The sequence below is a fragment of the Pseudomonas sp. MH9.3 genome, assembly GCF_034354675.1.
Taxonomy (GTDB): Bacteria; Pseudomonadota; Gammaproteobacteria; order Pseudomonadales; family Pseudomonadaceae; genus Aquipseudomonas.
Genome location: NZ_CP133785.1, coordinates 3,508,362 through 3,533,374, shown reverse-complemented (window position 1 = coordinate 3,533,374; position 25,013 = coordinate 3,508,362). Strand labels below are relative to the sequence as shown.

24 protein-coding genes are annotated in these 25,013 nt (G+C 62.3%); 14 read left to right on the top strand and 10 right to left on the bottom strand.

Translation table 11 applies throughout. From position 1 onward, the window contains the following. Positions 1–28: 28 nt before the first annotated feature. Positions 29–484: a dUTP diphosphatase gene (gene dut / locus RHM60_RS15725; protein WP_322212181.1), complete on the bottom strand. Its 456-nt coding sequence runs from the start codon at positions 482–484 to the stop codon at positions 29–31. Between the two features lie 5 nt (positions 485–489). Further along, positions 490–1,698, bottom strand: a complete 1,209-nt coding sequence (gene coaBC, locus RHM60_RS15720) for a bifunctional phosphopantothenoylcysteine decarboxylase/phosphopantothenate--cysteine ligase CoaBC (RefSeq protein WP_057006359.1) — start codon at positions 1,696–1,698, stop codon at positions 490–492. A 152-nt stretch (positions 1,699–1,850) separates the two neighbouring features. On the opposite strand from coaBC, the gene radC reads away from it, so the two are divergent. After that, positions 1,851–2,525 carry a RadC family protein gene (gene radC, locus RHM60_RS15715; protein ID WP_322212180.1) on the top strand — a complete coding sequence of 225 codons (675 nt, stop codon included), beginning with the start codon at positions 1,851–1,853 and terminating at the stop codon, positions 2,523–2,525. An 18-nt stretch (positions 2,526–2,543) separates the two neighbouring features. Here radC and RHM60_RS15710 read toward each other — a convergent pair whose 3' ends face one another. Further along, positions 2,544–4,136: an ABC transporter substrate-binding protein gene (locus RHM60_RS15710; RefSeq protein WP_322212179.1), complete on the bottom strand. Its 1,593-nt coding sequence runs from the start codon at positions 4,134–4,136 to the stop codon at positions 2,544–2,546. 458 nt (positions 4,137–4,594) lie between these two features. Here RHM60_RS15710 and rpmB point away from each other — a divergent pair, with 458 nt between their 5' ends. Both rpmB and rpmG read left to right on the top strand, forming a co-directional pair. Then, entirely contained in the window at positions 4,595–4,828 is a 234-nt protein-coding gene (gene rpmB / locus RHM60_RS15705; RefSeq protein WP_003176907.1) for a 50S ribosomal protein L28, read from the top strand. An 11-nt stretch (positions 4,829–4,839) separates the two neighbouring features. Further along, positions 4,840–4,995, top strand: coding sequence for a 50S ribosomal protein L33 (gene rpmG, locus RHM60_RS15700; protein WP_003176906.1), 156 nt, complete (start codon positions 4,840–4,842; stop codon positions 4,993–4,995). Positions 4,996–5,066: 71 nt separating this feature from the next. On the opposite strand, the gene RHM60_RS15695 is transcribed toward rpmG, so the two are convergent. Continuing rightward, complete coding sequence (locus tag RHM60_RS15695; RefSeq protein ID WP_209986437.1) at positions 5,067–5,429, bottom strand: cupin domain-containing protein; 363 nt, start codon at positions 5,427–5,429, stop codon at positions 5,067–5,069. A 226-nt stretch (positions 5,430–5,655) separates the two neighbouring features. On the opposite strand from RHM60_RS15695, the gene RHM60_RS15690 reads away from it, so the two are divergent. Further along, a complete protein-coding gene (locus RHM60_RS15690) occupies positions 5,656–7,149 on the top strand; it encodes an aldehyde dehydrogenase (RefSeq protein WP_209986435.1) in 1,494 nt (497 codons plus the stop codon). A 151-nt stretch (positions 7,150–7,300) separates the two neighbouring features. Beyond that, positions 7,301–8,443 (top strand): MFS transporter, encoded by a 1,143-nt coding sequence (locus tag RHM60_RS15685; protein WP_231422310.1) that lies wholly within the window; start codon positions 7,301–7,303, stop codon positions 8,441–8,443. A gap of 12 nt (positions 8,444–8,455) precedes the next feature. On the opposite strand, the gene RHM60_RS15680 is transcribed toward RHM60_RS15685, so the two are convergent. Together RHM60_RS15680 and RHM60_RS15675 are read right to left on the bottom strand one after the other, a co-directional pair. Next, complete coding sequence (locus RHM60_RS15680; protein ID WP_231422311.1) at positions 8,456–10,024, bottom strand: phospholipase D family protein; 1,569 nt, start codon at positions 10,022–10,024, stop codon at positions 8,456–8,458. Positions 10,025–10,086: 62 nt separating this feature from the next. Beyond that, the gene (locus RHM60_RS15675) at positions 10,087–11,511 is read right to left on the bottom strand and encodes a PLP-dependent aminotransferase family protein (RefSeq protein ID WP_322212178.1); all 1,425 of its coding nucleotides are present in this window, start codon (positions 11,509–11,511) and stop codon (positions 10,087–10,089) included. A gap of 166 nt (positions 11,512–11,677) precedes the next feature. Between RHM60_RS15675 and RHM60_RS15670 the strand changes: the two genes are divergently transcribed. Continuing rightward, positions 11,678–11,902, top strand: coding sequence for a DUF1127 domain-containing protein (locus RHM60_RS15670; RefSeq protein WP_209986423.1), 225 nt, complete (start codon positions 11,678–11,680; stop codon positions 11,900–11,902). Here the strand turns inward: RHM60_RS15670 and RHM60_RS15665 are convergent, their stop codons facing one another. Beyond that, positions 11,903–13,195, bottom strand: a complete 1,293-nt coding sequence (locus RHM60_RS15665) for an FAD-binding oxidoreductase (protein ID WP_322212177.1) — start codon at positions 13,193–13,195, stop codon at positions 11,903–11,905. It lies immediately after the preceding gene. A gap of 114 nt (positions 13,196–13,309) precedes the next feature. Here RHM60_RS15665 and RHM60_RS15660 point away from each other — a divergent pair, with 114 nt between their 5' ends. Then, entirely contained in the window at positions 13,310–13,663 is a 354-nt protein-coding gene (locus RHM60_RS15660) for a YkgJ family cysteine cluster protein (protein ID WP_209986414.1), read from the top strand. 17 nt (positions 13,664–13,680) lie between these two features. Here the strand turns inward: RHM60_RS15660 and RHM60_RS15655 are convergent, their stop codons facing one another. Beyond that, positions 13,681–14,169, bottom strand: coding sequence for an Lrp/AsnC ligand binding domain-containing protein (locus RHM60_RS15655; protein WP_003206849.1), 489 nt, complete (start codon positions 14,167–14,169; stop codon positions 13,681–13,683). Positions 14,170–14,324: 155 nt separating this feature from the next. Here RHM60_RS15655 and dadA point away from each other — a divergent pair, with 155 nt between their 5' ends. The 6 genes from dadA to RHM60_RS15625 all read left to right on the top strand — a co-directional run bounded on the left by dadA (position 14,325) and on the right by RHM60_RS15625 (position 20,316). Continuing rightward, positions 14,325–15,626, top strand: a complete 1,302-nt coding sequence (gene dadA, locus RHM60_RS15650; protein ID WP_322212176.1) for a D-amino acid dehydrogenase — start codon at positions 14,325–14,327, stop codon at positions 15,624–15,626. Continuing rightward, a complete protein-coding gene (locus tag RHM60_RS15645) occupies positions 15,598–15,951 on the top strand; it encodes a RidA family protein (RefSeq protein ID WP_209986407.1) in 354 nt (117 codons plus the stop codon). The genes dadA and RHM60_RS15645 overlap by 29 nt, the downstream gene beginning before the upstream one ends. Positions 15,952–16,030: 79 nt before the next feature. After that, a complete protein-coding gene (gene alr / locus RHM60_RS15640; protein WP_231422315.1) occupies positions 16,031–17,104 on the top strand; it encodes an alanine racemase in 1,074 nt (357 codons plus the stop codon). A 116-nt stretch (positions 17,105–17,220) separates the two neighbouring features. Beyond that, positions 17,221–17,769, top strand: a complete 549-nt coding sequence (locus RHM60_RS15635) for a cupin domain-containing protein (RefSeq protein ID WP_209986400.1) — start codon at positions 17,221–17,223, stop codon at positions 17,767–17,769. Between the two features lie 66 nt (positions 17,770–17,835). Beyond that, entirely contained in the window at positions 17,836–18,261 is a 426-nt protein-coding gene (locus tag RHM60_RS15630) for a c-type cytochrome (RefSeq protein WP_209986397.1), read from the top strand. A 132-nt stretch (positions 18,262–18,393) separates the two neighbouring features. Further along, entirely contained in the window at positions 18,394–20,316 is a 1,923-nt protein-coding gene (locus RHM60_RS15625) for an acetyl-CoA hydrolase/transferase C-terminal domain-containing protein (protein WP_322212175.1), read from the top strand. Between the two features lie 115 nt (positions 20,317–20,431). Here RHM60_RS15625 and RHM60_RS15620 read toward each other — a convergent pair whose 3' ends face one another. After that, positions 20,432–21,001 carry a xanthine phosphoribosyltransferase gene (locus tag RHM60_RS15620; RefSeq protein ID WP_003176890.1) on the bottom strand — a complete coding sequence of 190 codons (570 nt, stop codon included), beginning with the start codon at positions 20,999–21,001 and terminating at the stop codon, positions 20,432–20,434. Positions 21,002–21,059: 58 nt separating this feature from the next. Continuing rightward, on the bottom strand, positions 21,060–23,069 hold the full coding sequence (rep, locus tag RHM60_RS15615; RefSeq protein WP_209986392.1) for a DNA helicase Rep: 2,010 nt from the start codon (positions 23,067–23,069) through the stop codon (positions 21,060–21,062). Positions 23,070–23,325: 256 nt separating this feature from the next. On the opposite strand from rep, the gene RHM60_RS15610 reads away from it, so the two are divergent. After that, on the top strand, positions 23,326–24,990 hold the full coding sequence (locus tag RHM60_RS15610; RefSeq protein ID WP_209986389.1) for a putative bifunctional diguanylate cyclase/phosphodiesterase: 1,665 nt from the start codon (positions 23,326–23,328) through the stop codon (positions 24,988–24,990). Positions 24,991–25,013 lie beyond the last annotated feature (23 nt).

Genomic DNA, 25,013 nt, shown 5'->3' with positions numbered 1-25,013 from the left:
TAAACGCATCCGGCCAGGTTCAGCTTAGTCAGTGGCTGCCGGAATGCCCAAAACCACCTGCGCCGCGTTGTGTTTCGTCAAATTCCTCGACCAGTTCGAATTGCGCCTGCACCACCGGTACCAGCACCAGTTGGGCGATGCGCTCGCCTATGGCGATGTTGAACGCGGTCTGGCCGCGGTTCCAGCACGACACCATCAGTTCGCCCTGGTAGTCGGAGTCGATCAGGCCCACCAGGTTGCCCAGCACGATGCCGTGTTTGTGGCCAAGACCCGAGCGCGGCAGGATCAGCGCGGCCAGGCCTGGGTCGCCTACGTAGATCGACAGGCCGGTAGGAATCAGGATGGTCTGGCCAGGCTCGAGAACAGTGTCCTGCTTGAGCATGGCGCGCAGGTCCAGGCCGGCTGAACCGGGAGTGGCGTAGGCGGGCAGCGGGAAGTCGGTGCCGATGCGGGGATCGAGGATCTTGGCTTGCAAAGCGTGCATGGAGATTAAACCTGGTTCAGCCGTTGGGCGATAAAGGAGATCAGTTGGCGGGCAATTTTGCCCTTGCTGGTCTGGGCGAAAAGGGTGGCATGCAGCTCGCGGTCAATCACGCTGCAGGCGTTTTCCTCGCTGTTGAAGCCGATGCTGGGGTTGGCGACATCATTGGCAACGATCAGGTCGAGGTTTTTGTCTTTCAGTTTGCGAGCGGCGTAGTCGAGCAGGTGCTCGGTCTCGGCGGCGAAGCCGACGCTGAAAGGGCGGTCCGGGCGGGTGGCGATGGTGGCCAGGATGTCCGGGTTGCGCACCATTTGCAGGAGCAGGCCGTCACCGCTCGTAGGGTCTTTCTTGAGCTTTTGCGGGGCGATGACTTCCGGGCGGTAATCCGCAACCGCTGCCGAGGCGATAAACAGGTCGCACGGAATCGCGGCTTCACAGGCCGCCAGCATGTCCCGGGCGCTGACTACGTCGATTCGCGTGACGCGATCGGGGGTCGGCAAATGCACCGGACCGGTGATCAGGGTGACGCGTGCGCCTGCCTCGACCGCCGCTTCTGCCAGCGCAAAGCCCATTTTCCCTGAGCTATGGTTGGTGATGTAGCGCACCGGGTCGATGTTTTCCTGGGTCGGGCCGGCGGTGATCAGCACGTGTTTGCCGGTCAGGGCCAGGTGCTGGAAGCACTCGGCGGCGCACAGCGCCAGGTCGTTGGCTTCGAGCATGCGGCCCATGCCGACGTCGCCGCAGGCCTGGCTGCCGGACGCCGGGCCGAACACCTTCAGGCCACGGCTTTGCAGGAGTTGGGTGTTGGCCTGGGTGGCCGGGTCGCGCCACATGGCCTGGTTCATCGCCGGGGCGATGGCGACGGTGGCGTCGGTGGCCAGTACCAGGGTGGTCAGCAGGTCATCGGCAATGCCCTGGGCCAGGCGGGCGATCAGGTCAGCGGTGGCCGGGGCGATCAGCACCAGGTCGGCCCATTTGGCCAGTTCGATATGACCCATGGCGGCTTCGGCGGCCGGGTCCAGCAGGTCCAAGTGAACCGGGTGGCCGGACAGGGCCTGCATGGTCAGCGGCGTGATGAATTCGCTGCCGCCGCGGGTCATGACCACGCGCACTTCGGCGCCCTGGTCCAGGAGCCTGCGAACCAGCTCTGCGCTCTTGTAGGCGGCAATGCCGCCGCCGACGCCGAGAACGATGCGTTTCCGATACAGACGCTGCATTGGTTTGCCTTTCCAGTTCAGTGAAGCCAGTTCAGTGACGCCTGCGATGCCTGCTCCCCAGGTGAAATCGCAGGCAAAAAAGAGGGCCTACGATAACACAGCGCCCGTCTGGCAACAGCGGCGCGCAGGGTGCATATGGAGAGGGACGTGACATGAGTATTCGCGATTGGCCAGCCGCTGAACGGCCGCGAGAGAGGCTTCTGGAATGGGGCGCGGCGAGCCTGTCCGACGCCGAATTGCTGGCAATCTTCCTGCGTACCGGGGTTTGTGGCCTGAGCGCGGTGGACCTGGCGCGCCATTTGTTGACGCGCTTTGGCGGCCTGCGCCCGTTGCTGGAGGCCAGTCAGACCCTGTTTAATCAGCAATTGGGCCTGGGCCCGGCAAAATACGCCCAATTGCAGGCGGTGCTGGAAATCGCCCGGCGCCATATGGCCGAGGGTTTGCGCCATTATTCGGTGCTGGAAAGCCCCGAAGCCGTGCGTAATTACCTCAAGGCGCTGCTGCGTCATGAGCCTCACGAGATTTTTGGCTGCCTGTTTCTCGATTCAAGGCACCGCGTGCTGGGTTTCGAGGCCTTGTCCCAAGGCACCATCGACAAGGCGCAGGTTTATCCCCGGCAGGTGGTCAAGCGTGCACTGGCCTACAACGCGGCGGCGTTGATCCTGTGTCACAACCATCCTTCGGGCAGTGTCGAGCCCAGCGCGGCTGATCGAAAATTGACCAGGACCTTGCAAGATGCCCTGGAAATGGTGGATGTGCGGGTGCTGGATCACATCATCGTGGGTGACGGTGATCCATTGTCGATGGCGGAGTACGGGTGGATGTAATGCCACCCGCTGCAGCGATTACGGTTTGACGTTGACCCTGGAGAAATCCTGCCGGCCAAACGGACTCACCTGGTACCCCTCGACATTCTTGCGCGTCAGGGCAAACGCTGTTGGATGTGCCAGCGGCAACCACAGCGCCTGCTGCTGGATCTGCGCCTGGGCCTGCTGATACAGCTTGCTGCGCACCCCTTGCTCGCTGGTGGTCTTGCCGGCGCTGATGAGTTTGTCCAGCGCAGGGTCGCAATAGCGGGCGAAGTTGGTGCCGGATTTGACTGCCGCGCAGGAAAATTGCGGGGTCAGGAAGTTATCCGGGTCGCCATTGTCACCGGCCCAGCCCATGAACAGCAGGTCATGCTCTCCGGCCTTGGCGCGGCGGATCAGTTCGCCCCATTCGATCACGCGGATTTCGGCCTGAATGCCGACCTTGGCCAGGTCCGCCTGCAACAGTTGTGCGCCCAGATTAGGGTTGGGGTTCAGCAGGCTACCGGTGGGGCGCGTCCAGATAGTGGTTTTGAAGCCGTCCTTGAGCCCGGCACGCGCCAGCAGGGCCCTGGCCTTGGTGAGGTCCTGTGGATAACCCGGCAAATCCTTGGCGTAGCTCCAGGTGTTGGGCGGGAACGGACCGTTGGCTGCTTCGGCAGTGCCTTCAAACACCGCTTTAAGGTAGCTGTCCTTGTCGAAGGCCAGGTTGATGGCCTGGCGCACTTCCGGTTTGTCCAGCGGTGGATGCTGGCTGTTGATGGCAACGAAAGCGGTCATGAACGCTGCGGTTTTTTCCACCTTGAGCGCCGGGTCTTTCTCGGCTTCGCCCACATCCAGCGGCTTGGGCGACAGGGCGATCTGGCATTCGTCACGGTGCAGTTTCTGCAGGCGCACGTTGGCGTCCGGGGTAATGGCAAAGATCAGGTTGTCCACCGCCGGTTTACCGGCGAAGTACTCCGGGTTGGCCTTGTAACGCACCACGGCGTCCTTCTGGAAGCGCGTGAAGATGAATGGGCCGGTGCCGATGGGCTGGCTGTTAAGCTTCTCCGGGGTGCCGGCCTTGAGCAGTTTGTCGGCGTATTCGGCCGGGTAGATCGAGGCAAAGCCCATGCTCAGCGCCGCGAGGAAGGTCGAGTCGGCGTGATCCAGGGTAAAGCGCACCGTCAGCGGGTCGAGGGCATCGATCTTCTTGACCAGCGTGGGCAACTGCAGGGATTGCGCGTGGGGGAAGCCGCTCTGGGCGATCTTGTGCCATGGGTTGGCCGGATCGAGCATGCGTTCGAAGCTGAAGCGCACGTCTTCCGCCGTGAGGGTGCGGCTCGGCGTGAAATATGCGGTGCGATGGAATTTCACGTCAGGGTGCAGCTTGAAGGTGTAGGTCAGGCCGTCCGGCGAGACGTCCCAGCTGTCCGCCAGGCTCGGCACCAGCTTGCCGCTGGCTGCGTCATAGTCCACCAGGCGGTTCATCAGCACATCGGCCGAGGCATTGGTGGTGGTCAGCGAGTTGTACTGCACCACATCGAACCCTTCGGGACTGGCCTCGGTGCATACGCTCAGGTTGGTGGCAGCAGACGCCAGCGGGGCGATGAAGAAAGGGGCTAGCAGGAGCGGTAGGGCAGCGAGGCGCATAGTCGGTTTCCTTTGCAGATCGAAGGCCCATCTGCGAGTGCAGTCTGGAAAAGTCCTACCGTAGTGGTCTGATGAATAAATGACTAGCCCATTTTTGCCTGTGCTTTTGCCGCAAATGCTGTTTTGATGGCGCCTCAGACGGTTTCGCGCTGCCCTTTGCGGTGCGCGCGAGCGCTGGAAATCATTCTGTGCGACGAGCGGTCGGCTGTGACAGCGGCCCCTCCTGGCAACGGTTCAGGCGACAACGGCGCAGATTTACTCCGGTAAAAACATACGGGCTGTTGTTGCGCCAGGGTCTTTCTGGTATAAAGCAGCGCTCTTTTCTAGGGGCCCGGTTCCTTCACTGTAGGTGTAGCCGGTAAGACCCTTAAAGAAACGCGGCGCCTGGCGCCAAATGACTGAGAGATTAAGCGGCCAACCCATGCCGGGTTGGGCATGTGGTTTTAGAGGGCTGAGGCATGTCGAGAGTCTGTCAAGTTACCGGTAAGGGTCCGGTGACTGGGAATAACATTTCCCACGCAAATAACAAAACCCGTCGTCGTTTCCTGCCGAACCTGCAGCATCACCGCTTCTGGGTTGAAGAAGAGAAACGTTTTGTTCGCCTGCGTGTATCTGCCAAAGGCATGCGTATCATCGACAAGCGTGGCATCACTGTCGTGCTGGCCGAAATCCGCGCCGCCGGCAAGATCTAAGGAGCTCTATCATGCGTGAATTGATTCGAATGATCTCTAGCGCCGGTACTGGTCACTTCTACACTACCGACAAGAACAAGCGTACTACCCCGGACAAGCTCGAAAAGAAAATGTTCGACCCGCGCGTTCGCAAGCACGTGATCTACAAAGAAGGCAAAATCAAGTAATTGGTTTTCCTCCTTGTGAAAAAAGCCCGTCTCTCACGATTCGGGCTTTTTTTTGCCTGGGATTTGCCTGATCAGGCTTTCTGTTCGAACACCACGTAGATCTTTCGGCACGCCTCCAGCACTTCCCAGGTGCCGCTGAAGCCGGCCGGTATGACGAAGCGGTCGCCGGCGCGCAGGGTTTTGGCGTTGCCGTCGCCATCGCGCAATACCGACACACCCTGCACAATCTCGCAGTACTCGTGCTCGGTGTAGTTGACCTTCCACTGCCCGACTTCACCTTCCCACACCCCGGCGCTCATCTGGCCGCACGGACTGTTGTAGTGGTTGTAGAGAGTCTGTTCGGGATCGCCTTTGAGGATTTTTTCGGCGGCAGGGCGATAGCGTTCGGGGGCGGTGCTGGCTTGGCTGAAGTCGACGATATCCTGGATGCTCATGTGCGTGTCCCGTCTGGCCTGCGGTAGGAGAGCCCAAAGTCTATGTTTATTAAAATGAACATCGCAAGGGCGTTTTCCGGCGTTATGTCAAATATATTGAAACATCACCAGCCGCTGGTTTAGGGTGGCAGCTGCCTTGAGCCGAACAGCAGGCTGGCCGGGCACGCATTCTTTAAGGCCGCCGGGCATAGCCCGGCCCTTGTATTCATAAGAGGAGGACACTCGCATGACCACCCTGACCCGTGCCGACTGGGAACAACGCGCCAAGGACCTGAAGATTGAAGGTCGCGCCTACATCAATGGCGAATACACCGATGCCGTTTCCGGTGACACCTTCGAATGCATCAGCCCGGTCGACGGCCGCCTGCTGGCCACTATCGCCAGCTGCGACGTCGCCGACGCCCAGCGCGCCGTCGAAAACGCCCGCGCTACCTTCAATTCCGGTGTCTGGTCGCGCCTGGCGCCGGCCAAGCGCAAAGCCACCATGATCCGCTTTGCCGCGCTGCTCAAGGCCAATGCCGAAGAGCTGGCGCTGCTTGAGACCCTGGACATGGGCAAGCCGATCAGCGACTCCCTGAACATCGACGTGCCCGGCGCCGCCAATGCGCTGAGCTGGAGTGGCGAGGCGATCGACAAGATCTACGATGAAGTCGCCGCCACCCCGCACGATCAATTGGGTCTGGTCACCCGCGAGCCGGTCGGCGTGGTTGGCGCAATTGTGCCGTGGAACTTCCCGCTGATGATGGCCTGCTGGAAACTCGGCCCTGCGCTGTCCACCGGCAACTCGGTGATCCTCAAGCCGTCCGAAAAATCCCCGCTGACCGCCATCCGCATCGCCGCCCTGGCCGTTGAAGCCGGTATTCCCAAAGGCGTGTTCAACGTGCTGCCGGGCTACGGCCACACCGTGGGGAATGCGCTGGCGCTGCACATGGACGTCGACACCCTGGTGTTCACCGGTTCGACGAAGATTGCCAAGCAACTGCTGATCCGCTCCGGCGAATCGAACATGAAGCGCGTGTGGCTGGAAGCCGGCGGCAAGAGCCCGAACATCGTGTTCGCCGATGCGCCGGACCTGCAGGCCGCCGCCAAATCCGCCGCCAGCGCCATCGCCTTCAACCAGGGCGAAGTCTGCACCGCCGGTTCGCGCCTGCTGGTCGAGCGTTCAATCAAGGACAGCTTCCTGCCCCTGGTGATCGAAGCCCTCAAAGGCTGGAAGCCAGGCAACCCGCTGGACCCGGCCACCACTGTCGGCGCGCTGGTGGACACCCAGCAGATGAACACCGTGCTGTCGTACATCGAAGCCGGCCATGCGGACGGCGCCAAGCTGGTCGTTGGCGGCAAGCGGATCCTTGAGGAAACCGGTGGCACCTACGTCGAGCCGACGATCTTCGATGGCGTGACCAATGCCATGAAAATCGCCCAGGAAGAGATCTTCGGCCCGGTGTTGTCGGTGATCACCTTCGACAGTGCTGAAGAGGCGGTCAGGATCGCCAACGATACCGTCTACGGCCTGGCCGCCGCGGTGTGGACCGCCGATATCTCCAAGGCTCACCTGACCGCCAAGGCGCTGCGTGCGGGCAGTGTGTGGGTCAACCAGTACGACGGCGGCGACATGACCGCGCCGTTTGGTGGTTTCAAGCAGTCGGGTAATGGTCGCGACAAGTCGCTGCATGCGTTCGACAAATACACCGAACTGAAGTCGACCTGGATCAAGCTCTAACCAGCACAGCAGTAGAAATGTGGGAGGGGGCTTGCCCCCGATAGCAGTGTGTCAGGCACCACGAGTGCTGGCTGATTCACCGCTATCGGGGGACAAGCCCCCTCCCGCACTGTTTTGTGTGTACTCAAGAATTATCCACTGGAGCATGGCAATGCGTTGGGCGACCTACTTCGCCGTGTTGGCCTCGGTACTCAGCGTCGGCCTGGCGTTGGGCGTGAGCATGCCGCTGGTGTCCCTGCGCCTTGAAGGCTGGGGCTACGGCAGTTTCGCCATTGGCGTGATGGCGGCGATGCCGGCGTTTGGCGTGCTGCTTGGCGCCAAGGTGTCCAGCCGGCTGGCGGCGTGGCTCGGCACGGCCAACCTGATGCGCCTGTGCCTGTGGGCAGGGGCCGTGTCCATCGGCCTGCTGGCGATTCTGCCCAGCTACCCGGTATGGCTGGTGTTGCGGCTGATGATCGGGGTGATCCTGACCATCGTGTTTATCCTCGGCGAAAGCTGGATCAACCAACTGGTGGTGGAGCAGTGGCGCGGCCGGCTGGTGGCGCTGTATGGCTGCAGTTATGCGCTGAGCCAATTGTCGGGGCCGCTGCTGTTGGGCGTGATCGGCACCGGGCATGACTATGGTTTCTGGGTGGGCGTGGGCCTGCTGCTGGTGGCGCCGCTGTCACTGCTGGGCCGCTCCGGCGCGCCGACGGCGGATGCTTTCAGCGTGACCTTCGGCGACTTGTGGCGCTTCTGCCTGAGCCTGCCTGCGATTGCCTGGGCGGTGGCGCTGTTCGCCGCGTTCGAGGCGATGATTCTGACGCTGCTGCCGGTGTATTGCCTGCAGCAAGGCTTCACCGCCGAGGTCGCGCTGGCGATGGTCAGCACGGTGGTGGTCGGCGATGCGCTGCTGCAATTGCCCATCGGCGCCCTGGCGGATTACCTGCCACGGCGCACCTTGTTCCTGAGTTGTGCGGTGCTGTTGCTGGCATCGAGCCTGGCGATTCCCTTGGTGATGCATACGCCGCTGATCTGGCCGGTGTGGGTGCTGTTTGGTGCGAGTGCGGGTGGGTTGTTTACGCTGTCGCTGATCCTGATCGGCGAACGCTATCGCGATGATGCGCTGGTGCGTGCCAACGCCCACGTGGCCCAGTTGTGGGGCATCGGTTGCCTGATCGGGCCGCTGGTGGCCGGTGCGGGCAGCCAGTGGATCAGTGGGCATGCGCTGCCGTTGCTGATGGCGGCAGGGGCGCTGGGGTTGGTCATACTTTTGCTGCGCCAAGGCGCATTCGGCACCGCCCAACCCGCCTGATCTGTATTGCTTTTAGAGCATGCGTTCCAGGCCAACGCTGGTGGCAAACCAGGCATTGAAGCGCCGCCACCAGTTGCCCGGCTCGCGGGTCAGGGTGTGCATCTGGCCGTTATCCTCGGTCACCCACACCACGTTGCCACCCTGCAGTTGCGCCTCATAACTCAACGCTGGCGCCATGCCTTGCAGCGCCAGGTTGCGCACGTGTTCGGCCAGCTCCGGGCTGTCGACCAGTACGCCCACTTCGGTGTTCCACAGCACCGAGCGCGGGTCGAAGTTGAATGAGCCGATAAACGACTTCTCCCGATCAAAGATCATCGCCTTGCTGTGCAGGCTGGAGTCCGAGCCCCGGAAACTGCCGCGCCGGAACAGGTGCGGCCCGCTGCCGGCACTGGGGTCGCCGGGCTGGCGACGCAGTTCATAGAGTTTCACACCGTGTTCCAGCAACGCCTTGCGATAGGGCGCGTAGCCGCCGTGCACGGCCGGCACGTCGGTGGCTTCCAGCGAGTTGGTCAGCAGGCTCACCGACACGCCGGCGTCGGCGCGTCCGGTCAGGTACACCAGGCCCGGCTGGCCGGGCACGAAGTACGCCGAGATCATCATCAGCTCTTGCTTGACGCCTTCCAGCTCCGGCGCCAATTGGGTGGTCAGCAGCAGGCGCGGGTCCGGGTCGGCCTTGGCCAGTACCTTGCTCGGCGCGTCCCACAGCGCCTGGTTCCAGGCCCAGATCAGTTCGCGCCGCCAGATGTCCATGCGCGGTTGGGTCTGGTAGGTGCGCAAGCGGTTGTACAGCACGTGATTCTGCTGGCGTGACTCGGCCAGCGAGGCCTCCAGCCGCTTGCGCGCAACCGCCAGGTCACCTTTGGTGGGCACGTTGGAGACAAACTCATCGATGGGTTTGCTCAGGGCGCTGTTCCAGTACTGATCGAAACTGTGGCCCAGTTGCTCGGCCACCGGTCCAACGCTGAGCATGTCGATGTCGGTGAAATTCAGGTTCGGCTCGGCGTCGAAGTACTCGTCCCCCAGATTGCGACCGCCCACGATGGCCACGCTGTTGTCCGCCAGCCATAGCTTGTTGTGCATGCGCCGGTGTTGCAGCGACAGGTTGAACAGGCGGCCCATGGCCCGGGTGACGCCGGTGCTGCGCCCCAGGTGCAGCGGGTTGAACAGGCGAATGTCGATTTTGGGATGGGCGGCGAGGGTGGCGATGATCTGATCGAGGCCATCGCTGGTGGTGTCATCCAGCAGAATGCGGATGCGCACGCCACGGTCGGCGGCCTTGAGCAGCTCATCCACCAGCATGCGCGTGCTGATGCCGTCGTGAACGATGTAGTACTGCAGGTCGAGGCTGCTCTGGGCATTGCGGATCAGCTCGGCGCGGGCCATGAAGGCTTCGCTGCTGTTGGGCAGCAGCCGAAAGCCCGACTGACCCTGATGCGGCGCCGCCTGAGCCTGGATCGAGCGGCCGAATGACGATTGCGCGGCGGGCAGCGCGTCGCTGGGGATACGCGGTGCACTCGTGGTGGCGCAACCGCCCAGCGCCAGGGCGCCCAACAGGCAAAACGGTAAAAGCCGTCGAATCATCAAGGGCGTGGTTTCCAGATCAGGGCGGTTGTCGACATCTGACGGCGAGTTTACGGGAAAGGTCAGTGCGCCGCCTCGGCCAGCAGGGTGATCGCGGCGGCGCCGACCTTGCGCACGGCTTCTTCAATCTGCGGCGTCGGCCTGGCAGCGTAGTTCATGCGCAGGCAATTGCGGTACTTGCCCGACGCAGAAAAGATGCTGCCCACCGCTACCTGCACGCCTTGTTCGACGAGGACGCGGTTGAGCTTCAAGGTGTCGAAGCCCTCCGGCAACTCTATCCACAGCATGAAGCTGCCCTGCGGCCGGCTGGCGCGGGTGCCAGCGGGGAAATAGCGGCTGACCCAGTCGAGCATCAGGTCGCGCTGGCGCTGATATTGCGCGCGCATGCGCCGCACGTGCGGTTCGAAATACCCGCCCTTGAGAAATTCGGCAATCGCAATCTGCGGCTGGGTGGCGGTAGAACCGGTGCTGATGTATTTCATGTGCAGCACCCGCTCCAGGTAACGGCCCGGCGCCACCCAGCCAATACGCAGGCCCGGCGCCAGGGTTTTGGAGAACGAACTGCACAGCAGCACGCGACCGTCTTCGTCGAAGGACTTGATGGTGCGCGGGCGCGGGTAGCTGTAGGCCAGTTCGCCATACACGTCGTCTTCGATGATCGCGACGTCAAAGCGCTGGGCCAGGGTCAGCAGTGCGCGCTTGCGTGCCTCGGGCATGATGTAGCCCAGCGGGTTGTTGCAGTTTGGGGTCAGTTGAATGACTTTGATCGGCCACTGTTCCAGGGCCAGCTCAAGCGCTTCCAGGCTGATACCGATGAGCGGGTCGGTGGGGATTTCCAGGGCTTTCATGCCCAGGCCCTTGAGGGTCTGCATGGCGCCGTGAAAGCTGGGCGAGTCCACCGCCACGATATCGCCGGGTTCGCAAATCGCGTGGATGCTGGCCGACAGCGCTTCATGGCAGCCGGTGGTGATCACAATGTCGTCGGCGGTCAACTGGCAGCCGGAATCCAGTGACAGCCGCGCAATTTGCTCACGCAGCTCCATACAGCCGAGGATCGTGTCGTAATACAGGCCCGGCAGGTCCTGGCGCCGACTCACGCGGGCGAGGCTGCGTAGCAGCGGTTTGAGGGTGGGCGACAATACATCCGGCATGCCGCGCCCCAGCTGTATGACATCTTTGCGCGGCACTGCGCGGATCAGTTCCAGCACCTGATCCCACTGCGAGATCTCAACCGGCCGCTGCGCCGGGCGGCCCACTTCGGGCAGCGCCGGCAGCTCGCGGCTCACCGGTACGAAGTAGCCCGACTTGGGCCTGGGCGTCGCCAGGCCGCTGTCTTCCAGCACGCGATAAGCCTGTTGCACGGTGCTCAGGCTGACGCCGTGCTCCACGCTCAAAGCCCGCACTGAAGGAAGACGGTCGCCGGGGCGGTAGAAGCCCTGTTCGATCCGAGTGCCGAGCAATTCGGCAAGATTGACGTAAAGCGTCATGACGGCCATTCCCGGAGACCAATACAGATAGGCGAAAAATACAGGATTCAGCCACAAATAGGCAGCGTCTGTATGGATTTAATAAAGCTGTGTTGGATCTGTATTGGTTTTGCCGCAACGCCCATGCTTGTCACTCAAGGCAGCGAGCCAACAAAGGGGCAGCAATATGAACGGGATCTGTGATGTGCGGCTGGCGCTACAGGGTCAGGAACTGGAAGCCGGGCAGCGGCGCGTGCGGTCGGCGCCTGCCCGCGAGCGCTGGGATTTGTTCTGGCTGCGTCGCCATACCCGCAAGGCCCTGCTGACGCTGACCCGCGAGCAATTGCGTGACATCGGCCTGACCGAAGAACAGGCGCGCGAGGAAGGACTCAAGCCGTTCTGGCGCGACTGATCACACCAGTTCTTTGAGACGATGCCAGAGCATGCCAAGGGCCAGCAGCGGTGAGCGCAAATGCTTGCCGCCGGGGAAGGTCATGTGCGGCACCTGGGCGAATAGGTCGAAGCGCCCCTGTTGCTGGCCGCTGATGGCTTCGGCCAGCAGCCTGCCGGCCAGGTGCGTGGCATTGAGGCCGTGCCCCGCGTAGGCCTGGGCGTAATACACATTGGGTTGGTCCGCCAGCCGGCCGATCTGCGGCAGACGGTTGGCGCCGATGCCAATCATGCCGCCCCATTGGTAGTCGATCTTCACGTTGGCCAGTTGCGGGAACACCTTCAGCATCTTGGGCCGCATGTAGGCACCGATATCCTGGGGATCGCGCCCGGAATAGTGGCAGGCACCGCCGAACAGCAGGCGGCGGTCGGCAGACAGGCGGAAGTAATCCACTGTCACCCGTTGATCGCATACAGCCATGTTCTGCGGCAACAGCCTGGCAGCCTGCGCCTCGTCCAACGGTTCGGTGGCGATGATGTAGCTGCCGGCGGGCAGCACCTTGCCGCTCAAGTGCGGGTTGAGCCCGTTCAGGTAGGCGTTGCAGGCCAGCACCAGGGTCTTGGCGCGTACCTGGCCGTGGGCGGTGTGCACGGTGACCTCGGGGCCGTAGTCGATGCCCGTGACCTCGGATTGTTCGAACAGTCGCACCCCCAGTTGCTGCGCGGCGTTCGCTTCGCCCAGCGCCAGGTTCAACGGGTGCAGGTGGCCGGAACCCATGTCGATCATGCCGCCCACATAGCGCTCGGAGCCGATCACACTGCCCATCTCTGAGGCTTGCAGCAGGCGCACTTCGTGGCGATAGCCGAGACTGCGCAGTTCTTCGGCGTCTTCGGCCAGGCCTTGCAGGTCGCGGGGCTTGTTGGCCAGGTCGCAATAGCCCCAGGTGAGATCGCAGGGGATCTGAAAGCGCTCGACGCGCTCACGCACGATTTCCACCGCTTCCAGACCCATGAGTTTCATCTGGCGCACGCCGTCGCTGCCGATCACATTGGCGAACTGATCCAGGCCATGGCCGACGCCGCGAATCAGCTGACCGCCGTTGCGCCCGCTGGCGCCCCAGCCGATTTTGCGCGCTTCCAGCAACACCACGCTGAAGCCGCGCTCGGCCAGCTCCAGCGCCGTGTTGAGCCCCGAATAACCGCCGCCGATCACGCACACGTCGGCGCTCGCGTCGCCTGCAAGCGCCGGGTAATCGGGCTGCGGCACGCTGCTGGCGGCGTAGTAGGACGTGGTGTGCCGGGCGCTGATGGTCATGGGAGCCTCCCTGTGTGAAAAATTTGACGCAGGATACAACGGTCGGGCGGAGCTGTCTGTGGGCGGCGTTTTGCGGCAGAATCCACGCCTGTTCGCCGTTTGGTATGGGTTTCGATGAGTTGCAATAGCCAGAAAATCAGCGCACTGCGCAAGCAGATTCCTTCGTTCGAGTGCGTCCCCGGCTGCCATGATTGCTGTGGGCCGGTGACCACCTCGCCCGAGGAAATGTCACGCCTGCCGCGCAAGACGGCTGCCGAACAGGACGCGGCAATGGATGAGCTGAACTGTGTGCACCTGGGCCCCAACGGCTGCACCGTGTATGACGAGCGCCCGCTGATTTGCAGGCTGTTTGGCACAACCAAAACCCTGCCTTGCCCCAATGGGCGGCGGCCGGTGGAGTTGATCCATCCACGGGTGGAAAAGCAGATTCACGCCTACATGGCCAGCACTCGCCAGGTGCTGGTCTAGCAATTGAATGCGCGCGGTTAGTCCGGAATCGGCAGGTTCAGGCTCTCCTTCACCTCTTCCATCACGATATAGCTCTTGGATTCGCGCACATGGGGCAGCTTGAGCAGGATGTCGCCGAGCAATTTGCGGTACGACGCCATCTCGGAAATCCGCGCTTTCACCAGGTAATCGAAGTCGCCTGACACCAAGTGGCACTCCAGCACATGGGGCAGTTTCAGCACCGCGCGGCGGAACTCCTCAAAGGTGTCGCCCGACTTGTAATCCAGGCTGATCTCGACAAATACCAGCAAACTCCCCTTCAAATGCTGCGGATTGAGCCGCGCGTTATAGCCCATGATGATCCCCTCCCGCTCCAGGCGCCGCACCCGCTCGGTGCAGGGCGTGGTCGACAGCCCGACCTTTTCCCCCAGCTCCGTGAACGAAATACGCCCATCGGCTTGCAGGATGCGCAGGATATTGCGGTCGATCTTGTCCAGCTCCCGCTTGGTCTGGGTGTTGGTACGCATAGGGGATACGCCTCTGTGAAAAGGGTTTTTGCCGAGAATTGTCGCCAAATATAGGCACTTATATAGTGAAATGCACTGGAGATTCTTTTTTACACTGCGCCCATCATTGCTCCAATAACACACGTCAGCGGCTGAGCCCGCGATGAGGATAAAAAATGCGCGTTCTGGTTTTGGGTAGCGGCGTCATTGGTGTGACCAGTGCCTACTATTTGGCACGGGCCGGCTATGAGGTGGTTGTGGTCGACCGTCAGCCTGCCGCTGCCATGGAAACCAGCTTCGCCAACGCCGGCCAGGTGTCGCCAGGTTATGCCTCGCCATGGGCCGCGCCGGGTGTGCCGCTCAAGGCGATCAAGTGGTTGCTGCAACGCCACGCGCCGCTGGCGATCAAGGCCACTGCCGATATCGACCAATACCTGTGGATGGCGCAGATGCTGCGCAACTGCACGGCCAGCCGTTATGCGGTGAACAAGGAGCGCATGGTGCGCCTGTCCGAGTACAGTCGCGATTGCCTCGACGAATTGCGCGCCGAAACCGGCATTGCCTACGAAGGCCGCAGCCTGGGAACGACGCAGTTGTTCCGCACCCAGGCGCAGCTCGACGGCGCTGCCAAGGACATCGCCGTGCTGCAGGAGTCGGGTGTGCCGTTCGAGTTGCTCGACCGCGCCGGCATCGCCCGCGTTGAGCCGGCCCTGGCCAGTGTCACTGATATTCTTGCCGGCGCCCTGCGCCTGCCGAACGACCAGACCGGCGATTGCCAGCTGTTCACCACGCGCCTGGCTGACATGTGCAGGCAATTGGGTGTGGAGTTCCGCTTCGAACAGGATATCCAGCGCCTCGACTGGGCCGGCGACCGCGTCAATGGCGTGTGGGTCGACGGCAAGCTGGAAACCGCCGACCGCTACGTACTGGCGTTGGGCAGTTACTCGCCCAAGCTGCTCAAACCGCTGGGGATCAAGGCGCCGGTGTACCCGCTCAAGGGTTACTCGTTGACCGTGCCGATCACCAACCCGGCGATGGCGCCAACGTCGACCATTCTCGACGAGACCTACAAGGTCGCGATCACCCGTTTCGACAACCGCATCCGCGTCGGCGGCATGGCCGAAATAGCCGGTTTTGACCTGTCGCTGAACCCGCGTCGACGCGAAACCCTGGAGCTGATCGTCAACGACCTTTATCCTCAGGGCGGCGATCTGGCCCAGGCGAATTTCTGGACCGGCCTGCGCCCGACCACGCCGGATGGCACGCCGATTGTGGGTGCCACCCCGTTCAGGAACCTGTTCCTCAATACCGGCCATGGCACCCTCGGCTGGACCATGGCCTGTGGCTCCGGTCGCTTGCTGGCCGACCTGATCGCGCGTAAAACTCCGCAGATCAGCGCCGAAGGCCTCGATATTTCCCGTTACGGTAGTCACCAGGAGTCCGCAAAACATGTCCATCCAGCGCCAGCTCACCAATGAGCGCATGAGTCAGATTGTGGTCCACAGCGGCACTGTCTATCTGGCGGGGCAGGTCGGCGACGACATGAGCGCCGGTATCGAACAGCAGACCCGCGAAACCCTGGTCAACATCGAGCGTTTGCTGGACCTCGCCGGCACCGACAAAACCCGGTTGCTGTCGGTGACCATCTACCTCAAAGACATCAACGCTGATTTTGCCGGCATGAACGCGGTGTGGGACCAGTGGCTGCCCAAGGGTGTCGCCCCGGCTCGCGCCACGGTTGAGGCCAGGTTGTGCGAACCGGACATTCTGGTAGAGCTGTCCGTCGTGGCTGCGTTGCCATAACTACCGATCCGGCGCCGACGCGTTCAGTCGGTGCCGGTTTTTTTTCACCTTGCCGCCTACTGGATAGAAGCCCGCCGCCATGCGTCCTGCCCGTGCCCTCATTGATCTCCAGGCCCTGCGCCACAACTACCAATTGGCCCGTGAGGTCGCGGGAGCTAAGGCCCTTGCGGTGGTCAAGGCCGACGCCTATGGCCACGGCGCCGTGCGCGTGGCCCAGGCGCTGGAAGCCGAAGCCGACGGGTTTGCCGTGGCGTGCATCGAGGAAGCGCTGGAACTGCGAGCGGCCGGCATTCGTGCGCCGGTGCTGCTGCTGGAAGGGTTTTTCGAAGCCGACGAACTGCCGCTGATCATCGAGCATGATTTCTGGTGCGTGGTGCATTCGCTGTGGCAACTGGAGGCCATCGAACAGGCCCCCTTGAGCAAACCACTGACTGTCTGGCTCAAGCTCGACTCGGGCATGCACCGCGTCGGCCTGCATCCCGAGGATTACCCGTCGGCTTATCAGCGCCTGCTGGCCAGTGGCAAGGCGGCGAAGATCGTACTCATGAGCCACTTCGCCCGTGCCGATGAACTCGACTGCGTGCGCAGTGATGAACAGGTGGCGGTGTTCGAGGCGGCGCGCCAGGGCTTGTCGGCCGAGGTCAGCCTGCGCAACTCACCGTCGGTGATGGGCTGGCCACAGGTCTCCAGCGACTGGGTACGCCCCGGCATCATGCTGTACGGCGCCACCCCGTTTGGCGAAGACCAGGCCATCGCCGCGCGCCTGCAGCCGGTGATGACCCTGGAGTCGAAGGTGATTTGCGTGCGTGAACTGCCGGCCGGCGAGCCGGTGGGTTACGGCGCCAGGTTCATCACGCCCAGGCCGATGCGCGTCGGCGTGGTTGCCATGGGTTACGCCGATGGTTACCCGCGCCATGCACCTACCGGCACGCCGGTGCTGGTGGCGGGCCAGCGCAGCCAGTTGTTGGGGCGTGTGTCCATGGACATGCTGTGCGTCGATCTCACGGATATCCCGCACGCCGGCCTCGGTTCCACCGTGGAGCTATGGGGCAAACACATTCTTGCCAGTGACGTAGCCGCTGCCGCCGAGACCATCCCCTATCAGATCTTCTGCAATCTGCGCCGCGTGCCAAGGCTCTATTGCGGCGCTTGATCGCAAGCGAGCGAGACGGCCGTCCGGGATTCAGGCCCAAGTGTTGTAAATACTGAACGCTGTCGCCATGATAACGCTCAACTACAACAAAGCCTGAATCCCAGGAGGCACCAGCATTGGACGTCGGCGAACGACTGCAATCCATCCGTAAACTCAAAGGTCTTTCCCAGCGTGAGCTTGCCAAGCGCGCGGGTGTCACCAATAGCACCATTTCGATGATCGAAAAAAACAGCGTCAGCCCCTCGATCAGCTCCTTGCGCAAGGTGCTGGGCGGCATCCCCATGTCCATGGTCGAGTTCTTTTCCGAGGAGATTCTCCAGGAAGTCCCCACGCAGATCGTCTACAAGGCCCACGAGCTGATCGACATTTCCGACGGCGCCGTCACCATGAAGCTGGTCGGCCGGGCGCACCCCAGCCGGGCGATTGCGTTTCTCAACGAGATCTACCCGCCGGGCGCCGACACGGGCGAAGAAATGCTCACCCACGAAGGCGAAGAAACCGGGATCCTGGTGGAAGGGCGTCTGGAGTTGGTGGTCGGTCTTGAAACGTTTGTGCTCGAAGCGGGCGATAGCTACTACTTCGAGAGCAGCAGACCTCATCGTTTTCGCAACCCGTTCGACGTGCCGGCGCGACTGATCAGCGCAGCCACCCCCGCGAATTTTTAAGCAACGAGGCGCGCTGCCTGCGAAACCCTGGCCGCAGGCGTGAACAGCCACCATGAGGGTGAACGCGTGAACCGGATCAGCAGAATGCTGGCTGCACCAGCCACTTTATTGGCCCTGTGGGCGTTCAGCGCCCAGGCGGCAACCGACGACGACATTGCCAAGCGCCTGGAGCCTGTAGGCCAGGTGTGCGTTCAGGGTAAGGCCTGCACAGGCACGGACGTTGCCGTAACAGCGGGCGGCGCCAGTGCGAGAACGCCGGATGAGGTGATCGCCCAGCATTGCACCGCATGTCACAGCGCCGGCCTGTTGAACGCGCCGAAAATTGGCGATGCGGCAGACTGGGGTAAACGCGCCCAGGAGCAGGGAGGTCTTGATGGCTTGCTTGCCAAAGCCATCACCGGTATCAATGCCATGCCGCCCAAGGGCACCTGCGGGGATTGCTCGGATGACGAACTCAAGGGCGCCATCGAGAAAATGTCTGGGCTGAAATAGTCCGATCTTCGTCAAAAAGCCGCTGCGCCGTGGCTTTTTTGTGGGCGTCATTTTTGTTTCGATGCTGTTCATTGCAGCAAAGACCCGGCAATCTCGGTCCAACCCCACATCATGGAATGTCAGGAGGGTCGGATGGTGCAGTTGTGTTCAATCGAGCAAGCAGTTGACGACGTACTGGCGCGGTTGCCGGCGCATATCCACCTGGGCATCCCCCTGGGTCTGGGCAAACCCAATCAGTTCGTCAATGCGCTTTACCGGCGCATCGCCACGCTGCCGGACCGCGCCTTGACTGTCTACACCGCACTCAGCCTGGGCCGCCCGACGATGGGCGATGGCTTGCAGAAACGTTTCCTCGAACCCTTCATCGAGCGCGTGTTTGGCGATTACCCTGAGCTGGATTTCCTCGCTGACCTGAACAAGGACAGCCTGCCGAAGAACATCCGCGTGCAGCAGTTTTTCATGCAGCCCGGCAGCCTGCTGCACAGTGCGGCCGCGCAGCAGGATTACGTCAGCAGCAACTACAGCCACGCGGCGCGCGATATCAACGCCGCCGGGCTGAACCTGGTGGCGCAACTGGTCGCCAGCAGCCCTGAGCATCCCGACCGCCTGAGCCTGAGCTGCAACCCGGATATTTCCCTCGACCTGTTGCCGATGATCGCCAAGCGCCGCGAAGCCGGGGAAACCATTCTCGTCGTCGGCCAAGTGCACAGCGATTTGCCCTACATGCCCGGCGATGCCGAGCTGGGCATGGACGCCTTCGATTACCTGCTCGACGAGAAAGACAACACCACGCTGTTCTCCACGCCCAATATGCCGGTGGGCTTCCAGGACCACTTTATCGGCGTGCATGCCAGCACCCTGGTGCGCGATGGCGGCACGCTGCAGATCGGCATCGGCTCCATGGGCGACGCATTGACCGCCGCCTTGCTCGCGCGCCAGGCCGATAACGAGGCCTACCGTCTGCTACTTACCGACCTGAATGTGTACCAGTGGGCGCGCCTGATCAGCCGTGAAGGCGGTGTCGATCCCTTCGTCCGTGGCCTCTACGGCTGCAGCGAAATGTTCGTCAACGGCCTGCTGGTGCTGGCGGATGCCGGGATCATACGGCGCAAGGTCTACCCGGATGTGGCGACTCAGGAGCAGGCCAACGCCGGCCTGCTCGATGATGCGGCGCAGCCCGACGGTGTGTCGGTTCACGGCGGCTTCTTCCTGGGCCCGCGCAGTTTTTACCAGCGCCTGCAGGAAATGACGCACGCCAAGCGCCTTGAATTCAACATGACGCGCATCAGCTACATCAACGAACTGTATGGCCAGGAAGAACTCAAGCGCTTGCAACGCCTGGATGCGCGGTTCATCAACAGCGCGATCATGGTGACCCTGCTCGGCGCCGGCGTGGCTGACCAGCTTGAAGATGGCCGGGTACTCAGCGGCGTCGGCGGGCAGTACAACTTCGTCGCCCAAGGGCATGCGCTGGAAGGTGCACGCTCGATCCTGATCCTGCGCAGCTGGCGCGAGTCGGCGGGGGAGGTCAGCTCCAATATCGTCTGGGAATATGGCCACTGCACCATTCCTCGGCACCTGCGCGATATCGTCATCACCGAGTACGGCATCGCCGACCTGCGGGGTCAGACCGATGCCCAGGTGATCGAGGCGCTGCTCAATATCACCGACTCACGGTTTCAGGGTGACCTGATCGAGCGCGCGCAAAAGGCCGGCAAGTTGCCCAGGGATTTCCAGCTGGATCCGCGCTTTCGTGACAACACGCCGGAGCGCTTGAAAGCGATTCAGGCACGGCATGGCCGGTTGTTCCCTGAGTACCCGCTGGGCACTGATTTTACCGACGAAGAACGGGATCTGTTGCGCGCGCTGAATTGGCTCAAGAGCAAATTCAAGCTGACGGAGATTCTTGAGTTGGGCCGTGCGGCGCTGGATGCGCCGGAGCCGGAGGCCTTTCCCAGGCACCTGGAGCGGATGCGCCTGAACAAGCCCGAGGGGTTAAAAGAAGACCTGTATCAGCGCCTGCTGCTCGCGGGCCTCCAGGCCACCGCACACTGAAAGACTCACGTGCGAGGGGGCTTGCTCCCGATGGCGGTGTATCAGTCGTCCATCCGGCGACTGACACCCTGCTATCGGGAGCAAGCCCCCTCCCACTTTTTAGAGCGGTGTTGGCTCAGATGAAGGTGACGACACCACCGGCCAGGGATTTCACCCGCGCCAGCGATTCAACCCGATAACCCTGCGCATCGAGTTCCGCACGGCCGCCCTGGAACGACTTCTCGATCACGATGCCCAGCCCGGCAACGGTCGCGCCGGCCTGCTTGATGATCGAGATCAGTGCCTGGGAGGCCTTGCCATTGGCCAAAAAGTCATCGATCACCAGTACGCGGTCGCTGCTGGTCAAGTGGCGCGGCGAAATGGCCACGGTGCTTTCGGTCTTCTTGGTGAAGGAATATACGGTCGCCGACAGCAGATTTTCAGTCAGGGTCAGGGACTGCTGCTTGCGGGCGAAAATCACCGGCACGCCGAGGTTCAGGCCGGTCATGATCGCCGGCGCGATGCCCGAGGCTTCGATGGTGACGATCTTGGTAATGCCCGAATCCTTGAACAGCGCGGCGAACTCGTCGCCGATCAGTTTCATCAGCGCCGGATCGATCTGGTGGTTCAAGAAGGCGTCGACCTTGAGAACCTGATCGGAAAGCACGATGCCTTCTTCGCGAATTTTCTTGTGCAGTGCTTCCACGGAAAGCTTCCTCTAATGGCGCGGTCTGCGCCGAAAGTAGATTAAAAAGTAGTCGATTCTAGCGCTTTAACATCGCGCGTATGTCGGCCAGGGCAGTGTTGCCGCGAACGGCCTTGACCTCGGTCGGGGTGTCGTCGTTGCCTTCCCAGGCCAGATCGTCCGGCGGCAGTTCGTCCAGGAACCGGCTGGGGGCGCAATCGATGATTTCGCCGTATTGCTTGCGCTTGGCGGCAAAGGTGAAGGCCAGCGTCTGACGTGCGCGGGTAATGCCCACATAGGCCAGTCGGCGTTCTTCCTCAATGGTGTCGGCTTCGATGCTGGAACGGTGCGGGAGGATTTCCTCCTCCATGCCCATGATGAACACGTAGGGAAATTCCAGGCCTTTGGAGGCATGCAAGGTCATCATCTGCACGCCTTCGGCGCCGTCTTCCTCTTCCTGCTGGCGCTCGAGCATGTCGCGCAGCACCAGCTTGCCGATGGCGTCCTCGACGGTCATTTCGCCGTCTTCGTCTTTTTCCAGGGTGTTCTTCAGCGCGTCGATCAGGAACCAGACGTTGCCCATGCGGTAATCCGCGGCCTTGTCGCTGGAGCTGTTGGTACGCAGCCAGTTCTCGTAATCGATGTCCATGACCATGCTGCGCAGGGCGCTGATCGGGTCTTCGCCGGCGCATTGTTCACGCACCTTGTCCATGAAGCGCTTGAAGCGCGCCAGGCGATCGGTGAAGCGCGTGTCCAGGTGCTCGCCCAGGCCGATTTCATCGGTGGCGGCGTACATCGAGATCTTGCGTTCGGTGGCGTAGTTACCGAGCTTTTCCAGCGTAGTCGAGCCAATTTCCCGGCGTGGGACGTTGATCACGCGCAGGAAGGCATTGTCGTCATCGGGGTTCACGATCAGCCGGAAGTAGGCCATCAGGTCTTTGACTTCCTGGCGCCCGAAGAAGCTGTTGCCGCCCGACAGGCGATAGGGAATCTGATGGTGCTGCAGCTTCAACTCGATCAGTTTGGCCTGGTAGTTGCCGCGATACAGGATGGCGAAATCGCTGTAGGGCCGGTCGGTCCGCAGGTGCAGCGTGAGCAGTTCAACCGCCACGCGCTCGGCTTCGGCGTCTTCGTTGCGGCAGCGGATCACGCGGATCTCGTCGCCATGGCCCATCTCGCTCCACAGCTGTTTTTCAAACGCGTGAGGGTTGTTGGAGATCAGCACGTTGGCGCACCGCAGGATGCGGCTGGTGGAGCGGTAGTTCTGCTCCAGCATGACGACTTTCAACGACGGGTAGTCGTCCTTGAGCAGCATCAGGTTTTCCGGGCGGGCGCCGCGCCAGGCGTAGATCGACTGGTCATCGTCGCCGACCACGGTGAACTGGTTGCGCGTGCCGATCAGCAGCTTCACCAGCAGGTACTGGCTGGCGTTGGTGTCCTGGTATTCGTCCACCAGCAGGTAGCGCACCTTGTTCTGCCACTTTTCGAGGATGTCCTTGTGTTCCTGGAACAGCTTTACCGGCAGCAGGATCAAGTCGTCGAAGTCCACCGCGTTGAACGCCTTGAGCGTGCGCTGGTAGTGGGTGTAGACGATGGCGGCGGTCTGCTCCTTGGGATTGCGCGCCGCTTCCAGCGCCTCGGCAGGCAGGATCAGGTCGTTTTTCCACGACCCGATCATGTTCTTGATCTCGTCGACGCCGTCGTCGCCCGCGTATTCCTTCTGCATGATGTCGGTCATCAGCGACTTGACGTCCGTCTCGTCGAAGATCGAAAAGCCCGGCTTGTAGCCCAGCCGCGCATGCTCCTTGCGGATGATGTTCAGCCCCAGGTTGTGGAACGTACACACGGTGAGCCCACGGCCTTCGCCACCCTTGAGCAGGGTGCCGACGCGCTCTTTCATTTCCCGCGCCGCCTTGTTGGTAAAGGTCATGGCGACGATGTACTGGGCACGGATGCCGCAGTTCTGGATCAGGTGCGCGATCTTGCGGGTGATCACGCTGGTCTTGCCGGAGCCCGCGCCGGCGAGCACCAATAGAGGGCCGCCGACGTAGTTCACGGCTTCTTGCTGCCGGGGATTGAGTCGGGACATACAGAATTCGGGAAGTCGTTGTTCAAAAGGGCGGGCATTTTAACAGGCTGGCAAGATTCTGCTGCTCTGGATCGACGGTGTGACGTACCACTCGATCTAAATTTGCCGGTTTTGTTACTTTGCCGCAGGATGTGACGCGTTTTCAGGACTTTTTCTGACAACTTGCGTATTTGATAACCCCTATCATTGGTGATTATCAGGCCGCACGTCATAATGCCCGCCGCCAACGAAATTTTGCAGAGTCTAGGGAGCTAGCTTGGCTACGCCTGTCGAACCCTTGCGTTTGCTGCTGCTGTCCGATGCGCCTGAGTGGGCAGCCTTGTTGCGCGAGTGCCTGGCGCCGATGGGCGACGCAGCTGTGTTGATCAGCGCGCCCAACTGGGACTCGGTGAGCCGTCTGTTCGATGACGACCACAGCGCCGTGTTGTTGACCACCCCCGGCCTGCAACCCGGGCCAGGCCGCTGCAGCCTGCCGTGCGTATTGTTGCTGGAGCAGGAGCCGCTGGTTTCACCGCTGGGGGTCAGTGACTGGCTGGTGCGCGATGCACTGGACGCCGGCACGGTGCGCCGTTGCCTGCGCCATGTGCGTGAACGTGGCGTGCTCGAACACACGCTGCAGCGTCTGGCCGAGCAGGACCCGCTCACCGGGATCGCCAACCGCCAGGGCTTCCAGACCCTGTTGGCGGCGCGGCTGGCCGATAATGAAGGACGCGGCCTGGCGCTCGGTCATCTGGACCTCGACAACTTCCGCCATGCCAACGACGCCCTAGGCCATCAGGCCGGCGACCGGCTGATCCTGCAAGTGGTCTCACGGCTCAAGAGCCAACTCGAAGCCGGCGACCAGTTGGCACGCCTGGGCAGCGACGAATTCGCCCTGTTGATCGACACCCGCCGCGCCCCTCAGCGCGCCGAATGGATGGCCGAGCGCATCACCGAGGTCATGGCCGAGCCGTACTGGGTAGACGGTGAAAGCCTGCTGATCGGCTGCAGCCTGGGCGTGGCCCATGCCCGCGCGCGCGCTGGCGCCGACCCGTTGATGTGGCATGCGCACATCGCCATGCAGCAAGCCAAGAGCACCCAGGGCTGCACCTTTCATATCTTCAACGAGCGCATCAACCGCAATGCGCGCAGCCTTGCCGACCTCGAAAGCGAACTGCGCCGCGCCTTGCGCCGTGACGAGCTGGAACTGCATTACCAGCCGCGCCTGGACCTGGGCGACGGCCGTATCGTCGGCCTCGAAGCCCTGGTGCGCTGGCGCCACGGCGAGCGCGGGCTGCTGGCGCCCAGCGAATTCGTGCCCCTGGCCGAACAGAGCGGCCTGATCGTGCCGCTGGGTTACTGGGTGATCTCCCGCGCCCTGCGCGACATGCAGGACCTGCGCGAACGCGGCCTGCCGCCGCTGCACATGGCGGTCAACCTGTCGTTTCGCCAGTTCCAGGACAGCCAGTTGCTGTCCACCCTCAGTCGGCTGATCACCGAGCGTGGCGTGGAAGCGCAATGGCTGGAATTCGAGCTGACCGAAACCGCCGTGATGCGCCGCAGCGACCTGGTCAAGCAGACCATGGACGCCCTCGGCCGCCTCGGCGTGCGGTTTTCCCTGGACGACTTTGGCACTGGCTTTTCGTCGTTCGTGCACCTCAACAGCCTGCCGATTGCCTTGCTGAAGGTCGACAAGAGCTTTGTCGGCGGCATGGAGGAGCGCGAAGAGAACCGCAAGCTGGTCCACGCCATGATCAACCTGGCCCACAACCTCAACCTGGAAGTGGTGGCCGAAGGCGTGGAAACGCCGGAGCAACTGGCGTTGCTGCGCCTGTTCGGCTGCGACCAGGCCCAGGGCTACCTGATCAGCAAGCCGTTACCGTTGCCGGAGTTGGTGCAGTATTTGACTCACGGCAAGGGCCAGCAGGCGCAACTGGGCTGACGTGCAAACCCCATAAACGGTGG